The sequence below is a fragment of the Frankia sp. CeRuru1 genome, from assembly GCF_977966315.1.
Window position 1 is genome coordinate 15841 of record NZ_CDWWEW010000013.1, and the last position, 16494, is coordinate 32334.

Annotated in this window: 14 protein-coding genes and 1 CRISPR repeat array; of the genes, 4 read left to right on the forward strand and 10 right to left on the reverse strand. The window is 65.9% G+C overall.

The window, feature by feature from the left end; translation table 11 throughout:
* Positions 1–62: 62 nt before the first annotated feature.
* The 6 genes from AC08OP_RS02035 to AC08OP_RS02060 form a co-directional block, all read right to left on the reverse strand.
* Positions 63–1382: a restriction endonuclease subunit S gene (locus tag AC08OP_RS02035; protein WP_476612646.1), complete on the reverse strand. Its 1320-nt coding sequence runs from the start codon at positions 1380–1382 to the stop codon at positions 63–65.
* Positions 1379–3385: a type I restriction-modification system subunit M gene (locus tag AC08OP_RS02040; protein WP_476612647.1), complete on the reverse strand. Its 2007-nt coding sequence runs from the start codon at positions 3383–3385 to the stop codon at positions 1379–1381. Before AC08OP_RS02040 ends, AC08OP_RS02035 begins: the two co-directional genes overlap by 4 nt.
* 117 nt (positions 3386–3502) lie before the next feature.
* Entirely contained in the window at positions 3503–4912 is a 1410-nt protein-coding gene (locus AC08OP_RS02045; RefSeq protein ID WP_476612648.1) for a hypothetical protein, read from the reverse strand.
* Entirely contained in the window at positions 4909–5490 is a 582-nt protein-coding gene (locus AC08OP_RS02050; protein WP_476612649.1) for a hypothetical protein, read from the reverse strand. Before AC08OP_RS02050 ends, AC08OP_RS02045 begins: the two co-directional genes overlap by 4 nt.
* 22 nt (positions 5491–5512) lie before the next feature.
* Positions 5513–5986, reverse strand: coding sequence for a DUF7665 family protein (locus tag AC08OP_RS02055; protein WP_476612650.1), 474 nt, complete (start codon positions 5984–5986; stop codon positions 5513–5515).
* A complete protein-coding gene (locus tag AC08OP_RS02060) occupies positions 5983–6444 on the reverse strand; it encodes a hypothetical protein (protein WP_476612651.1) in 462 nt (153 codons plus the stop codon). Before AC08OP_RS02060 ends, AC08OP_RS02055 begins: the two co-directional genes overlap by 4 nt.
* Before the next feature lie 146 nt (positions 6445–6590).
* Between AC08OP_RS02060 and AC08OP_RS02065 the strand changes: the two genes are divergently transcribed.
* From AC08OP_RS02065 to AC08OP_RS02080, 4 genes are all read left to right on the forward strand, one after another.
* Positions 6591–6947: a hypothetical protein gene (locus AC08OP_RS02065; protein ID WP_476612652.1), complete on the forward strand. Its 357-nt coding sequence runs from the start codon at positions 6591–6593 to the stop codon at positions 6945–6947.
* On the forward strand, positions 6944–8053 hold the full coding sequence (locus AC08OP_RS02070; RefSeq protein ID WP_476612653.1) for a helix-turn-helix domain-containing protein: 1110 nt from the start codon (positions 6944–6946) through the stop codon (positions 8051–8053). Before AC08OP_RS02065 ends, AC08OP_RS02070 begins: the two co-directional genes overlap by 4 nt.
* A 129-nt stretch (positions 8054–8182) precedes the next feature.
* The gene (locus AC08OP_RS02075; RefSeq protein WP_476612659.1) at positions 8183–8821 is read left to right on the forward strand and encodes a TIGR02391 family protein; all 639 of its coding nucleotides are present in this window, start codon (positions 8183–8185) and stop codon (positions 8819–8821) included.
* Between the two features lie 189 nt (positions 8822–9010).
* Positions 9011–9484: a hypothetical protein gene (locus tag AC08OP_RS02080; RefSeq protein ID WP_476612654.1), complete on the forward strand. Its 474-nt coding sequence runs from the start codon at positions 9011–9013 to the stop codon at positions 9482–9484.
* A 201-nt stretch (positions 9485–9685) separates the two neighbouring features.
* Here AC08OP_RS02080 and AC08OP_RS02085 read toward each other — a convergent pair whose 3' ends face one another.
* The 4 genes from AC08OP_RS02085 to cas2 form a co-directional block, all read right to left on the reverse strand.
* Positions 9686–10207: a hypothetical protein gene (locus AC08OP_RS02085; protein WP_476612655.1), complete on the reverse strand. Its 522-nt coding sequence runs from the start codon at positions 10205–10207 to the stop codon at positions 9686–9688.
* 430 nt (positions 10208–10637) lie between these two features.
* Complete coding sequence (locus tag AC08OP_RS02090) at positions 10638–11438, reverse strand: hypothetical protein (protein WP_476612656.1); 801 nt, start codon at positions 11436–11438, stop codon at positions 10638–10640.
* Positions 11439–11725: 287 nt separating this feature from the next.
* The gene (locus AC08OP_RS02095; protein ID WP_476612657.1) at positions 11726–13141 is read right to left on the reverse strand and encodes a site-specific integrase; all 1416 of its coding nucleotides are present in this window, start codon (positions 13139–13141) and stop codon (positions 11726–11728) included.
* 909 nt (positions 13142–14050) lie between these two features.
* A CRISPR array of direct repeats spans positions 14051–15993; the repeat unit is 37 nt; unit sequence GTTGGGAACCTCGCCGGGCGCGGACGCCCGGCGCTGC.
* Positions 15994–16126: 133 nt separating this feature from the next.
* The coding region (gene cas2, locus AC08OP_RS02100) for a CRISPR-associated endonuclease Cas2 (RefSeq protein WP_476612658.1) at positions 16127–16494 on the reverse strand (368 nt) is incomplete at its 5' end.

Below are 16494 nucleotides of genomic sequence, written 5' to 3' on the forward strand. Positions count from 1 at the left end.
CTCGTCAAGGTCTGGAATCCAGATGGATCAGTTCGTGCCCCTTAGCGGACCGTTCCCACTGCTTACTCGCCTTGGGCCGTCGTGATGTCGATCTGCCCAGTGACGGCCGCGGTGATCAGCGATTGCCTGCGTTCGCCGAGTACGACCAGATCGGCCGCGAAGGACCTCTTAGCACGCGCAAGGCGATCGGTTATGATCTTAACCTGCTCGACGACATCCCGCTGTGCATCGAGCGGACGCAAGGGGATTTGAAACGAGAGGATCTTGCTGCTGTTCGTGGAGGCTAGATTGGTTGTCCGCGTTCCAGTGCTCTCAAAATAGCATCGTCCGTGAAGTGATTGGGTAACGAGCGCCAGGTAGTCGGCATCAAGCCGAGCAGGGTCTGGGCGCAACGCGAATACATGATTCTGATGCAGGCAGTTAGGAATCTCATCCCGCCACACTGTTCCCCTGCCGAGCTTGTCCAGGTCGCCTCCCTCTGTCATCAAGACATCGCCGTACTTGAGTACGCACCGCTCGGCCATGGCTGACGGAACCGTGATCTCCGCGACGTCGTCGAGAGCCAGTGACCCAGCTTGCACGTTCGCTACCCGAAGATACGGCCGGGCAGTGACATTACCTTGGAATTTGCGCCCCTCATCAACGGTAAGACCAGTCTGGAGCTGGCAGATGTAGCCAAGGCGCGTCAGTGAGACTTCGGTGTTGCCATTGGGCAACCATGTCATCGGTCCGCGCCCGGATGGCGTGTCGATGCAGCCTGGGAGAATGATCTCCGAGATCTCGGCGAAGGTGCTATCTTCGAGCATCGCCAGCTGTTGCGATCTGATTTCCTCCGCCCGCACAAGTTGTGCGACTCTCATATCGAGAAAGTATGCAATATTCTGTTGCTCGTCCGGCGGAGGTAGAGGGATGGGCAGCCGATTTATGTCCCACTGAAACAGGTGCTGGACGTCCATACCGTCTTTGAGCGCCTTCATTCGGCTCTGGCCGAAGTCGCTGGCGAGCACGTACCGGAGAAAGCCTGGATGGATTCCGTGGGCGCGTAGGACAGCGATTGAGCCGTTGACGGTCGCCGGCCTGGGAAGCTGACGCACCAAGTTCGTGGTGCCAAGCGTGAAGCCGTCTTTTGTCAGCAGCACGTCTCCGACGCGCAGCTTCAGTTCTGGGGATTCATCATACCGGTGCTGGGAGATGTAATTGACGTTACCGAAGTCGATGTCCAGAGCCTTGATGTTGGGTGTCGACAGGAATGCGTATCCATCGTCCTGGTACTCGGCCGCAGTGAGCGCTTTCCAGCCGATTCTGGCGCTAACCGTCGCGAGGCGGTCGAGACGTGACATATTCCAATGAGGAGGGAACGCTTCCGGCGAGACGACGATCAACCTGTCACCTCGTCAATAATCGACCGAACTTCGGCTTCCAGTACGCGCAACTCGGCATCGATGTCGGTCAGGCGGCGTGGCGGCTTGTAGGAGTAGAAGTGGCGCGTGAATGGAATCTCGTAGCCAATCTTGGTCTTCTGATGGTCGACCCAGGCGTCGGGAACGTGGGGTCGAATTTCGCGAGCGAGGTAGGCATCAATCTCCTCACCGAGTGGAACGTTCTCATAGTCCCGTAGGTCAGGATCGGGCTCAGGCTTGCCCTTCTTCATCTGGATCTCGCCGCGCGGGTCGCGTACCGACACGGCCGTCCACAGCGCCTTCTCGATGGCCGCCGGCACCTTGCCGAGGGCACGAGTGGCGCAGACGGCTCGTAGCGCATCATCGAATTCCGATCTCGCGAACCTAGCCTCATCTCCGACAAGGATTCGCAGTGTGGCGAGCAGGTCGTCGCGCCCATCCCACTTCGAGGTCGTCTTGCCTGTCTTGAGGGTTGTCTCAAGAGCGTCAAGAGCCTCGTTGGTTACCTCGAACCTGAGGCGCAGCGGGCGCTCAACCGTAATCCGCTGATATCCAAAGTCATCGTTGGCAAAGACCTTGACCGCCCCGTGGTGAGGACGACTCGGATCGGCGGCGATGCCCAGCGCATTGGCATACAGCTCCTGGATCAACTCGATCTGCCCCTCCTCGATCACCTTGCGCTTGTCGCCGAGAGACCTGCGCATCTTCACCCACTGATCGCGGGCGTCGAGCAGGATGACCTTGCCGTGGTGCTCCGGCGCCTTGCGGTTGGTCAGGATCCAGAGGTAGGTGGCGATGCCAGTGTTATAGAACAGTTGGTCCGGGAGCGCGACAATACCCTCCAGCCAGTCGTTCTCCAGGATCCACCGGCGGATCTCCGACTCGCCCGATCCGGCTCCGCCGCTGAACAGCGGCGAGCCGTTGAAGACGATCGTCAACCGGCAGCCACCCTCGCTCACCGGCCTCATCTTGTCGATCATGTGCTGGAGGAACAGGAACGAGCCGTCGTTGATCCTCGGTACGCCGGCACCGAAGCGCCCCTTGAAGCCGCGGTCCGCATGCTCGTCCTTGACCTCCCTCTCGACCTTCTTCCACTCGACACCGAACGGCGGGTTGGACAGCATGTAGTCGAACTTCTCGTAGCGCAGCTTGTCGTCGCTGAACGAGTTGCCGAGCTTGATGTTCTCGACCTTCTGGCCTTTGATCATCATGTCGGAGCGGCAGATCGCCCAGGACTCCGGGTTCAGTTCCTGCCCGAAGCAGTAGACGTGTCCGGTGGAGTTGTGCTCAAGAATATAGTCTTCGGCCGCGGTGAGCATGCCGCCGGTCCCACAGGCCGGGTCGTAGATCTTCCGGCTCATGCTGGGAACCTTGATCTCGTCCTGATCGGGCGCAATCAGGAGCCGGGCCATCAGCTTGATGACCTCGCGCGGGGTGAAGTGCTCGCCGGCGGTTTCGTTCGAGGCCTCCGAGAACTTCCGGATCAGCTCCTCGAACACGTAGCCCATCTCGTGGTTGGAGATCGTGTTCGGGTGCAGATCGACATCGGCGAACCGGGACACCACCAGATGCAACAGCTTCGCTTCGTCCAGGCGGTCGACCTGCACCTGGAAGTGGTAGCGGTCGAACACATCGCGCGCCTCCGGCGAGAAGCCGGTGACGTAGAGGAGCAGGTTGCGTGCCGCGTCGTCGGGCGCGTCGGCGATCGAGGCTAGCGTGTGCCTGGTCTTGTTGAAGAAGTCGTAGCCCGACTGCTTGCGGAGGAAAGGGTCCGGGATGATCTTGTCGCTCTTGGTGGTCCACCGGCGGAGCTCCTCGATGACGGCGTCCCGTGTCGGCTCCAGGACACATTCCAGCCGGCGTAGCACGGTGAACGGCAGGATGACCTTGCCATACTCGGCACGTCTGTAGTCTCCGCGCAGGAGGTCGGCGACCGACCAGATGAAGTTCGCCAGGTTCTTGGGCGTCGGCGCGGCCTCGCTCACCGTGGTCCTCTCTGTTACGCGGGTGGGGCGGTCAGCCTCCTAGTTTCGTCCCCGGTCGGTCGCGCCATTGGCGCGGACCCCCTGTGGACGTCCTCTCCTGCTCGGCAGCGTGACCAGCTAGACCATCGTGGGCTGCGGCGTCGCCTCTGCGCTCCAAGAGTGGTTGCGGAGCGGGGCGGAGATCGCCACCACCGGGTCCGCAGCGGCGGCGACGCGGAGATCTGTCGTCGTGAGGTCGTAGGTCAGCACGTCGAGGGCCGTGCCGCCGTGCAGTCCGCGGCACGCTTCGGCGATCGCGAGGCATGCCGCGACGACTCCGACGAACGGGACGCCGACCGCCTTGCCCGCGAGTTCGATGACGCCGCATTGGTCACCATGCCGCAAGAGATCGCTGAAGGCACGGGTGGTGGGGAGGGTGATCGCTGTCGGGCGGGAACGCCAAGCTTCGACCTGGTCGCTGGTCTGGGCGCCGGGGAACCGGCGCAGGAGCATCGAGGAGAAGTCCGCCGGGGTGGCGCCGAGGCCGGCGTCGATAGCGAGGTGCCAGTCGACGCTGGAGATGAGCTGTCGCGTGGGGAGATTGTCGACGCCGAGGAGCGCGACGTGGGCCTCAGAGTCGGTGGCGCGGAGGTGGTCGTCGAGGCGCCGCTCGATGATCCGGGGCTCGAATCCGGCCCTTGTCAGCGCCGCGTCGATCAATCTGGTCTTGCGGACGCCACCAGATGCCCGAGGGGTGAGGACACCGGTGCTGTGGTTGGCCGGTACGGTGCGGTCGGTGTCCTGAAGGACGATGTCGACGCTCGACCGGTCGGCGTAGGGCAGCCAGCTGATTACCCAGGCGTATGCCTGGCCGAGGTGGCCGAGTCCGACCAGCCACCAGGCGTGCGGCGCATGAGCCAGGGCTGGGCCACGGTCGTCTGCGGGGGCAGCAGGATTCCATAGGTTCAGCGTGACGGGCCGGAAGCCGCCGTCGTTGCCGGGTGCTGCGCGGACGGCGGCGAAGGCTTCGCTGATCCCGATGGCCCCGGCGGCGATCGCGGCCAGTACGCAACCGTCGGTGCAGGTCTGGCCGTTCGGCATGGCGGGCGCTACACGAGCGACCCAGCCACTCCAGGAGACCTGGAGGACGGGCCGTCGGATGGTGGAAGTCGGCATTGCACTGTCGGCGCCGATGAGAACCGCGGGCCAGGAGTCGCCGACCGCGAGGTCGGCAGACGAGGCCAGCGCCGCGCCTTCACGTTTGATCACCTCGGCGAGGGTCAGGCCGCACTCGACGCTTGCGGAGATTGGCGAGTTGGGATCAGCGAGGACAACGTGCACCCGGCCGAACGCGCGCACACCCGTGAGGACCGCAGTGAGGAGAGCGGCCTGGCCGGCCGGTTCGGTGCATGCCTGCGTGCCGGCGCAGATAAGGACCCCGGTCGCCGCATGGGCGGCGAGCGCATCCTCGATGGTCCCCTGGGATTCGTCATGGAGCCAGAGCAACGCCGTGCGATGAACCTCGTCAGCGCGAAGCGGTTGAGTCATCGTGCCTTCTCGTGGACGAATTGGGGTCGGGCTCGACACATGAATCGGCGGAGCCACTGGCGGACGCGCAGGAACTTGGTGCGGCCAGTGATCCGCAACATCGTGTGGACGTCCTCGGAGTAGTACGACCGCCACTCGCATGAGCCCGTGTGTACGTGAACGCCTAGATCGTTGACCTGGATGTCGCCCTGCGCAAAGCGGGGAGCGATGATCGCGATGTGACCAGGCAGCGCCGACATGGGGTTGGCCGCGTCGATTGAGCTTTGACCGACCCAACGGTGTGGATGGGTGTGGATGTCGCCGACGACTCGGATTCGATCTCGCCTACAGAGCGCGCTCAGCGCAGTGTAGCCGCTGGCATGGAAGGTAATTCCACCCGTGAGGCTCCCCGGATCAAGGTCGTCGTAGTAGGCGATGGCGGTGACGTCGACCCAGTCAGAGTCGGCGGCACCGTCGGTGGTGGTCGCGAGGAGGAACGCGCCGGATTCGCGGCGCCCGCCGCTGCGGCGGGCCAGTTCGGCAATCAAGGTGGTGAACATCGCCGTGGTCATCGCCAGGCCAGGCTGGCGCGAGGCCACCGGGTCAGGTGTCCGAGGAGAACTAGGGGACGAAAGCGGATCGGAGTTCGTGGTGCACCTGCTCCAGATAGAAGGTGATGCTTCGGCGGGCGGTCCAGGCGCGATCAGGGTGCCGGGCGGGCCAGTCGGGATGGCCAGCAAGGCCGACACGATCGCAGGCCATGTAGGGCGCGTTGCCGTTTCCGGTGGACCAGTCGAGGCGGAAGATCGTTGGTGCCGACCCGCCTGTCGGCCACCGCTCGGGCAGCAGCGGGGCGTTCCTGTCGAGATCCCATGGCTGGCCTGCCGGGGCCGTGCCGGGATAGCCATCGACAAGGAGCCGCATGCCGACTTCTCGTCCATCACCCGCGGTGATGGTAACCGTCAGGTAAGGCCAGTCCAGCGCGACGAGCCGCCAGGAGCCGGCGTCGACCCCGTTCTCGAACTGGCTCGACGCCAAATCGCGTTCGAGTCGCGTTCGACATGGGTCGACGCCGGAGTCATCCTGTGCGGTCACCCCTGGGGCCGCACGATGGGCACGAGATCGAGGATCAGACCGCAGGTGCCCTTCGGGACGAACGCGCCGATCGGGCTGCTCGTCGGCAGGTCCTCTGGTGAGCCGGGCAGCCGGAGCGCGAGGTCGGTTGACTCGGCACGGCCCAGCCCGAATGCCCGGATCGCTTCCTCGCGCACCCTCGCGACCCGTGTAGACGGACTGGCGTCGATCCTTCTTTCCGTGCCGGTGTGGGACACGGTGACCGTGATCGCCCGGCACCGGTGGACCAGCACATGCGCGGGCTCCGCGCCGAACAGGTCCTCGATGGTCAGCGCGGTGTCGAGTTCCGCATCGTCCCCCACCCGGTAGGCGCGCTCGTCAGCGCCGACGGTCACGAGCTCCGCCAGGTGGGTCGTGGGTGCGATGTCCGGATGCGTGACGGCGTCGCGCTCACCGGCCGCGTACAGGTGCACACGCATGACTTCTCCTCTGTACCTCAAGGGACACCTCGTGGTGCCCATCGAGCAGCAACGGTACACGAAAAATCGCGTGATAGGTAAACATCATGAGCCATGACGATCGTCGGATCGTTTGTCTTCCTACCCGGGCGGGGTCATAATGCGGTGTGCTGCTGACCGTCCCCGACGCCAGGCTGAAGGCACTGATCACTTCGTCTGCGGCGCTCATGCGGACGTGGCCGAGCAGCTACAAGGAAGCGATGATGTTGATCCACACGCTCCGCATGGCTACCCCGTCCCTCGCCGACGCACTTGGAGTCGGCCTCGTCGGCGTGCAGACGCCGGCGGCAGCGGACCCAGCTACGATCGCGCTGGTGTACGGGACGGCGACGCTGAACGCGGTGGCCTTTTGCGACAGTGGCGACCGGGTGATCACTCCTCACGCCCGGCCACGCGAGGTCACGCAGCTAGCGATCACTGATCTCCAGGTGGTTGGCAGTTCCCACGGGGGGACGGCCGGATGAACCTCGACGTCAACACGAACGAACTCGTCCCGGACTGGTCAATCCATCCGGGTGCATTTCTAGGCACTCTTCTAGAGAAGAGAGCTATTAGGCAGAGTGAACTCGCGGAGCGAACCGGCCTTACGACGAAACACGTCAACCAGATCGTCAATGGGGTCATCGGAATATCAGGAGACGTGGCAGTTAGACTGGAGCGCGTACTCGGCGTCCCGACCCGCTACTGGATCCAGTTGGACGCAGACTATACCGCCCACGCGAGCCAACAGAAGGCACGTGATCAGCTATCGGAATTCACGGCCTGGGCTCACGGATTCGATGAGGCCACGTTGCGTCGACATCGAATTGTTGGGGTCGAGGACGAGCCGACGGCCAAAATCGAGAAGATTCTAAAGTTCTTCGGCGTAGCCAGCCCCGACGCTTTCGAACAGGCCTGGATACGGCCCCGAGTATCCTTTCGGCGAAGGCAATCATTTACCGTCGCCGAGCAGAACACGGCACTCTGGCTTCGGCTCGTGGAGAGATCCGCCGAGCAGGCCGACGTCGCTCCACTCCATCAGCGAACTCTGCGTGACGTCGCACGAACCCTTTCCGGGATGACGAACCTGGGCATCCTTGACGGATTTGTCGCGGCGCGCAGCATTCTCGCAGAAGCCGGCGTCGTCCTCACGTTCGTTCGCGAGGTTCCTGGGACACGAGTTTGCGGCGCAACCTGGTGGCTCGGCAAAGACAGGCCTGTGATCGGTGTAACCGAGAGGCATCGGAAGCCCGACATCCTCTGGTTCAATATCGCACACGAGATTGGCCACATTCTCCTCCACCCCAACCGCACCACATTCTTGGATCTCGACTCTGAGAAGAGCGAACCAGATACGGCGGAAATGGAAGCGGACAGATTCGCTGAAGGAATCCTGATCCCAGAAGGATCCGACACGCTTATCAAACAAGCAAACACCCGTCAAGAGCTCGCACTACTCTCCGCTCGCCTCGGGGTTGGAGCAACAATTGTCGCCGGCAGGCATGGACGCCTGACAGACAACTGGCGCATCGGATCCGGATTGCGCGGAAAGATCACCGATGCTGACGTTGATGCTCTCGAACGGCTGTAGCGAAAACCTTTTGTAACGTCTCCTTCGGTGGCCATCGTTGGCGACGCCGCCAAGCGATCGACTACCGAGCCAGGTGCAGTGCTCGTGCCAGGAGCTCTTGGGCGGTCTCCCACGAGTCGCGCGACGCACATGGACGAGGCGTTGCAGGGAGCGTGGCTCGCCGTCCTGTCGCCCGGCTGCGTCGGAGGCGAGCGCTATCGCAGCTCGGCTGCGCCCAGCGATCAAGTCTCGGCGGTTGGCCATGCTTTCCAAGTCGGTCCGCTTGACGACCCGGCCGTCCGTCGGGATCGACAATGCGACGGTCCTCGGCTTGGTCGTCGCGACGATAACCATTCCCGGGGCAGCCCCAGCGGCAGCTCGCCGGACGGAGGGGACGGTGCCTCATCCAGACCGGTGACCAGTAGCACGACCGGTGTGCCGGGCCCTCGGGGTCGCGGCCGGCGGCCCGCCTACGGAACGTTCCGCAATCCGCCCGCGCACACGCCGCGAGCCACTGCCGGTTGGACGGTCAACGAGCCTGACGCCTTGGACCTGTTCTCAACACTGTCGCTACTCCACCGTCGGCTCGACAGCACGACCGTGGTTCCCAAGCCCCGACCGGCCCTTCGTGAGGCAAGGCCCCGTACGGAGTACCACCTGCCTTCGGAGGCGGACAGGTCGAACTTCGCAGGCGACGCGCGATCAGGCCTTACGGCGCCATTTACCTCGGGGCATCACCCCGGCAACGGCGGCCGTCGGCCGCCGCGTCGTGCCGCCGCGTGCTGGTGAGGTCGCGGCGACGCCCCACCACATCTATGCCGTCGACCGAGCCACCTGGACCGTAGCCCACCGATAGCCGGCCTCTCGACCCCCGACCTAGCCCGCCGGTGGCGCTGGCTCATCTCGCGGCTTATTCAGGCCGCGCTGCGGGCGGCAACGGGAAAACGAGACGCCAAGTCGCGCCGCTACGATCTTCTGGTGCGGCGCATCGGGTGGTTTCGGCAGCAACGCACCGGCCTGCGCGGTCTGCCCGCGTTCGTGGGTGACGCGCATCCCCAGGTCCTCGCGTCCGGTGGCGGCTTCAGCGCCCACGTCGATGTCGCCCTCGCCCCCTACCTCGAACTCGCATGGGCACGCGGCATCGCCACCCTGAACTCCTGCCAGGGAACCGCAGACGCGCGCGGCGTCTACCCGTGGCCCGATATCGAGGCGCCCGGCTATGTCCACCTCAAGGACGGCCGCCAGGTGACCGACCTGCTCGTGCTCTGGGGATGGATGGGCAACACCCACCACCTGCGCCTCTCCGTCGACGACGACCTCCACGACGGCCACCGGTCCGCGGCCATCTACTTCCCCTCCGTCACGGCCATGGAACATCCCCCCGACTACCAGATACGCGGCGACGACGGCACCTGGACCACCGTCCAGCGAGGCAAGATCACGCCCTTCTGAGCCACACCCCGAGCCCCGGCGACGACCGCGATCGCGGCAGTTCGGGTCGGCGGGGCGCTTCGCCTCGCGACGCTCAGCCACGTGATCGTCTAGGCGGTTCGACCTGAGCGCCCGCGCCGCAGTATCTGCTACCGATAACCCGCCTGCCCAAAGAGAGCCGCGCACCGACATGTGCGGGCCCTCCGGATCGATGCTTGCCCTTCATTCTGGAATGCTGTTGCTACCCGGCCTGGACGCCCAGGCGCGTTCGATCTCGGTCGCGCGCTGGTCGATGTACTCCCTCGTACGACCGTTCGCCGTCGCGCCAGAGTGGGCGGCCTCCCAGCGAGCGGCTTTCTGAGCCAGAAGCTTTCGACCCGCATCGGTCACCCATTTAGGCGCATCAGCCAAGGATCGTGGGCCGACGCCGGCCCGGTCGTCGGGATGAAAGACGATCCGCACTTCCATTTCGTCGGCGGTCACGTCACGACTACCGGGAATACCGCCGTCTGGCTCCATCGCTTCTAGACTGCCCGAGAGGCCGACGGTGATGGGCAGGCTATCCTCGCAGCGGAGGCAGTAACGCCAGCCAATGACGGGGATGACAGATATAGGAATGCCCTCATCTCGCTCGTCGACCGTGACATTGCTCGAATAGTCAAAGGCGAAACTTGCTTGCCAGTATCCGCCACCGGGAAGTACCACCCATTGGTGGAGTGACCCGCCCTCGCAGGCTGCGACCATCGCAGTTGTGGGCCCTGAGCTCACCGCTGTCCCCCATTTTCTGCCGATGTTGGGCATCGACGCCGCGCGACACGGCGCACCCGCGCCACGATGGTTCCAATCGTCGCAGACCTCCTCCGATGCGTGACCATCGGTGTCAGGGCACCCTGCGCAGCCCGCAGGTTTCTTCCCGACACGGCGCATGGGATCCAGACCGGCGCGGCGGTTCAGAGACGAGTCCCCGAGGAGGTCACTCCCAGAGCTGTGCAGCGGCAGAGTCGCAGCCTGAGACTGGCTTCGTTCTGATCTCGGTGCCGATCCGGGGCCCCCGAACCAGGAGGGCCCGACTCGATCAGCGACCCTTTCCCTCGGCTGAATCAGCCCGAGACCGAACCCGCGTCCACCGGGATCGGCGACGACAGTGGACGCGGGTGCTCACGGTTGCGCCCCATCAGGCGTCTGGTTGAGCCTGATATTCGGTCGCCGCCAAGTTCTCCCCAGAATGGATGTTCATCTCGCTGCGTAGCTGCCCGACGAGCCGACGAGCGGTGGGCGACCCGACCCGCAGGCGTTTGCGCAGCGTTTCCGCAGAGATCGGTCGACGGTAGTGCTGCCAGTGGAGAACATCTTCGGCGCGAGCCCGGTGGAGCAGGTCCTGCTCGCGCGCAGCCTTGTCGCGTCCTCGGCGCGCGGTCGCCGCGATGCCCTGGGGCTGGCGTGCCGGCGCAGGCACTGGAGACCTGTCTATGAGGCGCGGCTCTGGTACAAGCGGCCCATCCAGTGCGAGTGTTTGCTGGTCTGCTGCGTGCATGGCTTCGATCAGACCGGGCCCGACTTCGCCCCAACCGATCAGCAGCAAGGGGCCGACCGCGTCGAACGCGGCTTTACCGTAGTGGCCGGCGATAAGGGGTTCCGCGATGTTCAACGCGAGCGTTACCGTGCTGGAGAAGATGAGCAGACGCCGCGCCGCACGAACCACCTCTACTGGCCCGCCGTGCAGGACGAGCTGGCGCGTGCCGACCAGAAGCGCCACGACCGAGAGGTCGACAGCCGGTGCCACGAGGAACGCGACGTACGTCGGCGCTCCCAAGCGTATACCGAGCGTCGCCACGTTCCCGAAGGCGAAGAGGAACGTCAGCCCGACGACGATCCCCACGATCACGGTCACCAGACGGACCGCGGCGTCCGGACCTACCAGACCCGCGGAACGCGTGTTCGATTCGGTCGATGATGTTGCAAGCTGGGTGCTCACTCGACATCGCCCCTGGCCAGGAGCCTCGTGGAGACCGGGCGGACGATGATTTCGGGACCCTGAACCAAGATCGAACGGTTCTTATTGTGGTGCGTTAGGTCCACCCCTCCTGACCTGGGCTTTCGTGGCGACCTGATCGCACCGGAGATCGACATCTGGTCGATGTGATGCCGATGTGATGCCGTTGCGACGGCAACTAATCTTGGACGTTCGACCGGCGGCTACGGAGAGCGACTGCGGTAGGTCGTGGTGGTGCCTGTTTGACGTGGCGTTAGCGTGGGGGTCGCTTACAGCTCGATGCCGAGGCCGTCGGGTTCGGGGCCGTCAGCGGGCGGCACGACGGGTTGCGTGGTGGGTGGCCGCGGTCCGGGTGGAAGTCGGCGGGGAACGACGGCGGCGGCGGCTTTGGCGGCGGCGCGGTCCGCGTCGGCGAAGATCGAGGTGTAGACGTCGCCGGTGAAGTGGATGGAGGCGTGTCCGAGAAGCTCGGAGACGACCTTGAGGTCCTTGGTGGCCAGGTAGGTGAGGCTGGCGGCGGTGTGGCGCAGGTCGTGGAGTCGGATCGGGGGCAGCAGGCCGAAGTCGAGAGCGATTTTGATGGCTTCGGGGGGCATGCGGTGCCGGTCGGCGAGGCGATGGACGCTCCAGTGGTGTTCGGCGTGTTCGGTGCGAATGGTGGCGAAGCGTATTATGAGCCGTTCGAAGCGCTGGGAGATTCCGTCCGCGTTGAGCGGAGTGCCGTCAGGATGGGTGAACACCCGGCCACTGTCGGTCCAGGCCTTCCCGTAAGCGGCGCGTTCACCGTCCTGGTGGGTCTGCCAGGACTCCAGAACCTGTCTGGTCGTCGGATCTAGGCTGATGGTGCGGGTACCGCTTTCGCTCTTCGGGTCTTCGTAGAGGTCGATGTCGTCCTCGGCGTCTGGCCCGGATCCGGGTAGATTGTCGAGGATGTAGATGCTGTCGTCGTCGAAGTCGACTTCGGTCCAGCCGAGCGCGACGGCTTCGCCGCGGCGCAGGGCGCGGTGGGCGATGAGATGCCACAGCGGGTAGAGCCGGTCGGCGGCGGTGAAGTCGAGGAAGGCGCCGGCCTGCTGAGGGGTCCAGACCATGACCGGGGAGGGCCGGGTGCCTTTGCGCTGCCAAGCGGCGATCCGCGGCGCGGTCCACACGAGCGGCCTGACCTTGCGAGCTCTGGGAAGCTCGACGTGTTCAGCCGGGTTATGGCCCAGTTTCTTGCGTTTCACGGCGCTGTTGAGCGCGCTCATTAGGGTGGCATGTACGCGCTGAATTCGGGATGCGCTCAGTCGGCGACGGTGCCGCGGGTCGTCCTGACGGACTTCGAGGAGCCGGACGAGCAGCGGTGAGGGTTTCTTTCCCTGTAGATCTCGGCCGATGAGCTGCATGGCGGCGTACAGCTTCTCGACGTGGTGATCCCGCAACTTGTCGAGGCGAAGATGACCGAGGCCAGGTTTGAGGTAGAGGCGGATATGCTCCTCATAGGAGCGCCGGGTCGTTCCTGCCAGACCAGCTTTTCCCGCGAGCCAGTCATCGAGGTAACCTGCCACGGTGAGCCCGGTGTCGTCTGGGCGAATACCGCCATGCATGTCCGTCAGCGAGGCGGCCAGCGCCTCTTCGGCGTCATCTGCGGAGGCGAACGGGCCGACAGGCGTCCGGCGGCGCCTGCCGTCCGGTCCAGACGGCACATCATGGATGAACCACCACGCCCCGTGATCGGAACGGGCCAGATTCGGACAGCGCTGTCCCAGTTGGCGGCGAGTCTGAGGGTCCCGGCACCCGCACCGTTTGAACACCGATCCCCTCACTGGACACCATCCGGGCAGCCTGCCCCGGGGGCTACCGCGGCCGAGGATGACGGGCAGCTGCGCCCAAGTTCATCGGACGCGGCTGGTGGGACGGGGCGGGGCATACGATTCATGCGCACCGACGGTCCGGGCTGGTGCCATCGCAGACGGCATCGTCGCGGCCCTCGGCAGAGACATCGTCGCAGGCGCAGGCATCCGCACTGACATCGAGCGTGTCACCTTGACATGGCCTCGACACAAGGCTGTTGCGTTGTGAGGGGTAGGGCGTGCGAGGCTCTGGCCGGCCGGGCGGTCAGATGGCGCGGGCGAGCTCGGTGAGAACGGGCGACAGTATCGGGTGAGAATCGGCCTCGACATCGAGTTCGTCGTAGCCGCGGCGGATGTTCTGGACTAGCCTGAGTTTCCTAGCTGGCGAGTAACTTATGCCTCTTTGGCTATGATCGACGATCTGGTGTACCTCGGTCGACCTGCACCGTTGCGTGGCCAGATCGGTGCGATTATGGCTTCAAAGGGTGTATTATCCATATTGTGGCGTCGATCATCAAGAAGCGGCGGGGCGACCGGGAGTGCCTGTGATCAGGACCGGCGGACGTCCATGGAGACCGGCGAACAGGCTGCCGATGATCTCATAATCCGTCGGTCGTGGGTTCGAGTCAGGCCTCTTCCAGCCAGTCGCCGCTGTGAAGCTCCGCTAACGAGGCCGTCAGCGCCTTCTGCGCATCGTCCTCGGTGGGAAATGGGCCCCTGACGGCCCGCCGCCGCGATCGCGGCAGATGCCGCCACCACGGGGTTGGGAACCTCGCCGGGCGCGGACGCCCGGCGCTGCCCGAGCGACGTGGTACCGACCGCTCGCGCCCGAAGTTGGGAACCTCGCCGGGCGCGGACGCCCGGCGCTGCCTCCGCCACTCCATGAATGACATCCGCCCCCCATAGGGCGTTGGGAACCTCGCCGGGCGCGGACGCCCGGCGCTGCACCCGCGACCTCGGCCCTGCGCCCGCAGGCCTCCGCGTTGGGAACCTCGCCGGGCGCGGACGCCCGGCGCTGCCTGAGCCCGGAGGACCGCACCCGACATGCCCTCGGGGTTGGGAACCTCGCCGGGCGCGGACGCCCGGCGCTGCTTGCCGGTCGGCGGGGTGGCCGCGTTGCCGAGGGCGAGTTGGGAACCTCGCCGGGCGCGGACGCCCGGCGCTGCCTGTGATGTTCGCGGCGGTCTCGGTGCCGGAGTAGTTGGGAACCTCGCCGGGCGCGGACGCCCGGCGCTGCGCATCGCGGTGATGCCGTCGCGGTACAGCTGGAGGATGTTGGGAACCTCGCCGGGCGCGGACGCCCGGCGCTGCACGGCGACGGCTGGGAATGCGAACCTGACCGTAACCGGTTGGGAACCTCGCCGGGCGCGGACGCCCGGCGCTGCCTCCGCCACTCCATGAATGACATCCGCCCCCCATAGGGCGTTGGGAACCTCGCCGGGCGCGGACGCCCGGCGCTGCAGATGGCGGGGCCGCCGTCGCGGTGGAGCCGGTGGGTTGGGAACCTCGCCGGGCGCGGACGCCCGGCGCTGCGTTGCGGGAGGGGCATCTGCAACGGTCCGGGAAGATGTTGGGAACCTCGCCGGGCGCGGACGCCCGGCGCTGCCAGCCGGTGCGAGCGTGGCAAGGAGCCACCCTCGGAGTTGGGAACCTCGCCGGGCGCGGACGCCCGGCGCTGCTCTGCCCTCCCATGTACAGATCGAGGGGGATCCAAGATGTTGGGAACCTCGCCGGGCGCGGACGCCCGGCGCTGCCGGCTACCTGCACGGCCGGTACGCGGCCGCCGCCGTGCAGTTGGGAACCTCGCCGGGCGCGGACGCCCGGCGCTGCGACTGGCCCCCGTCGGCGACCCGTGCCCCGACCCCGGGTTGGGAACCTCGCCGGGCGCGGACGCCCGGCGCTGCTTGCTCTCCGTCTGTATTTGATGTCTTCCCGCGTCGTTGGGAACCTCGCCGGGCGCGGACGCCCGGCGCTGCGCCAGGACGCCGCCTTCGAGAAGGCCACGTCCGCGGCGTTGGGAACCTCGCCGGGCGCGGACGCCCGGCGCTGCTGCTCTACAACGTGACCGACGTGGAGCAGTGCGGGGAGTTGGGAACCTCGCCGGGCGCGGACGCCCGGCGCTGCGGTGGTGACTGGCCTGGTCTGCGTGTTCTCGCTGGTGTTGGGAACCTCGCCGGGCGCGGACGCCCGGCGCTGCTGGTGCTGGCAACGAGATAGCACCAGAGCCGGCAGTTGGGAACCTCGCCGGGCGCGGACGCCCGGCGCTGCCGCCCGCGCCGAACGGGCCGGCGGAGGCGAAACCGCCGTTGGGAACCTCGCCGGGCGCGGACGCCCGGCGCTGCGTCCAGACTCGGCACCACTAGGACGTCGCCGGGCGGTTGGGAACCTCGCCGGGCGCGGACGCCCGGCGCTGCCCATCGCCAGGCCACGGCGAAGGCGCCCTGGCGAGCAGTTGGGAACCTCGCCGGGCGCGGACGCCCGGCGCTGCCCCGTCGATCTGCCCTTTGCCGGCGAGGCCGCCTGGTTGGGAACCTCGCCGGGCGCGGACGCCCGGCGCTGCCGGCGAGGCGGAGATGCCGGGCGGCCATGTCCAGGTTGTTGGGAACCTCGCCGGGCGCGGACGCCCGGCGCTGCGGAACCACAGAGAGTGACCAGCGCGCGAGGTGGCGTTGGGAACCTCGCCGGGCGCGGACGCCCGGCGCTGCTCTGTCTGAGCAGGGAGTTCTTCGTAGAAGAAGATCCAGTGTCACTGTTATGGCCGGGTCTCTGACCGTTTTGTGTGCTTTCTGGCTTAGGGAGGTGCCTGGTGTCGGGGAGGTGCTTGGGGTTCCGAGGCGGTCAGATGATGTGGTCGGCGCGGTGGACGGGTTGGACGCCTGCGCCGAGGTGGTGGACGTTGTCGAGGGTGTGCTGGGGCATCTGGTAGATCCGGATGCTGTCGAGGGTCTCGTCGATGACCTGACTGATTTTGTGTTCGAGGAGAACGCGCTGGGGTTCGGTGCAGACGATTTCGAAGACGGATTTCTGCACGCGGATGCCATGGCCTTCGCAGATTTTCGCGACTTTACGGAGGCGGCGGTTGCCGTCGGGGGTGGTGGTGTCTACGTCGTAGGTGACGAGGAGGTCCATCAGGTAGGGCTCCAGGGGATGTACCGGGGGATGTCGCCGCGGAGGTGTCGGGCGAGGATCCTGGCCTGGAGCAGGGG

What these genes read in the sequence shown, in the direction of transcription:
- AC08OP_RS02085 (WP_476612655.1), bottom strand. Translation starts at nt 10,207, where the DNA reads ATGGTCGCAGCCTGCGAGGGCGGGTCACTCCACCAATGGGTGGTACTT.
- AC08OP_RS02060 (WP_476612651.1), bottom strand. Translation starts at nt 6,444, where the DNA reads ATGCGTGTGCACCTGTACGCGGCCGGTGAGCGCGACGCCGTCACGCAT.
- AC08OP_RS02070 (WP_476612653.1), top strand. Translation starts at nt 6,944, where the DNA reads ATGAACCTCGACGTCAACACGAACGAACTCGTCCCGGACTGGTCAATC.
- AC08OP_RS02075 (WP_476612659.1), top strand. Translation starts at nt 8,183, where the DNA reads ATGGACGAGGCGTTGCAGGGAGCGTGGCTCGCCGTCCTGTCGCCCGGC.
- AC08OP_RS02045 (WP_476612648.1), bottom strand. Translation starts at nt 4,912, where the DNA reads ATGACTCAACCGCTTCGCGCTGACGAGGTTCATCGCACGGCGTTGCTC.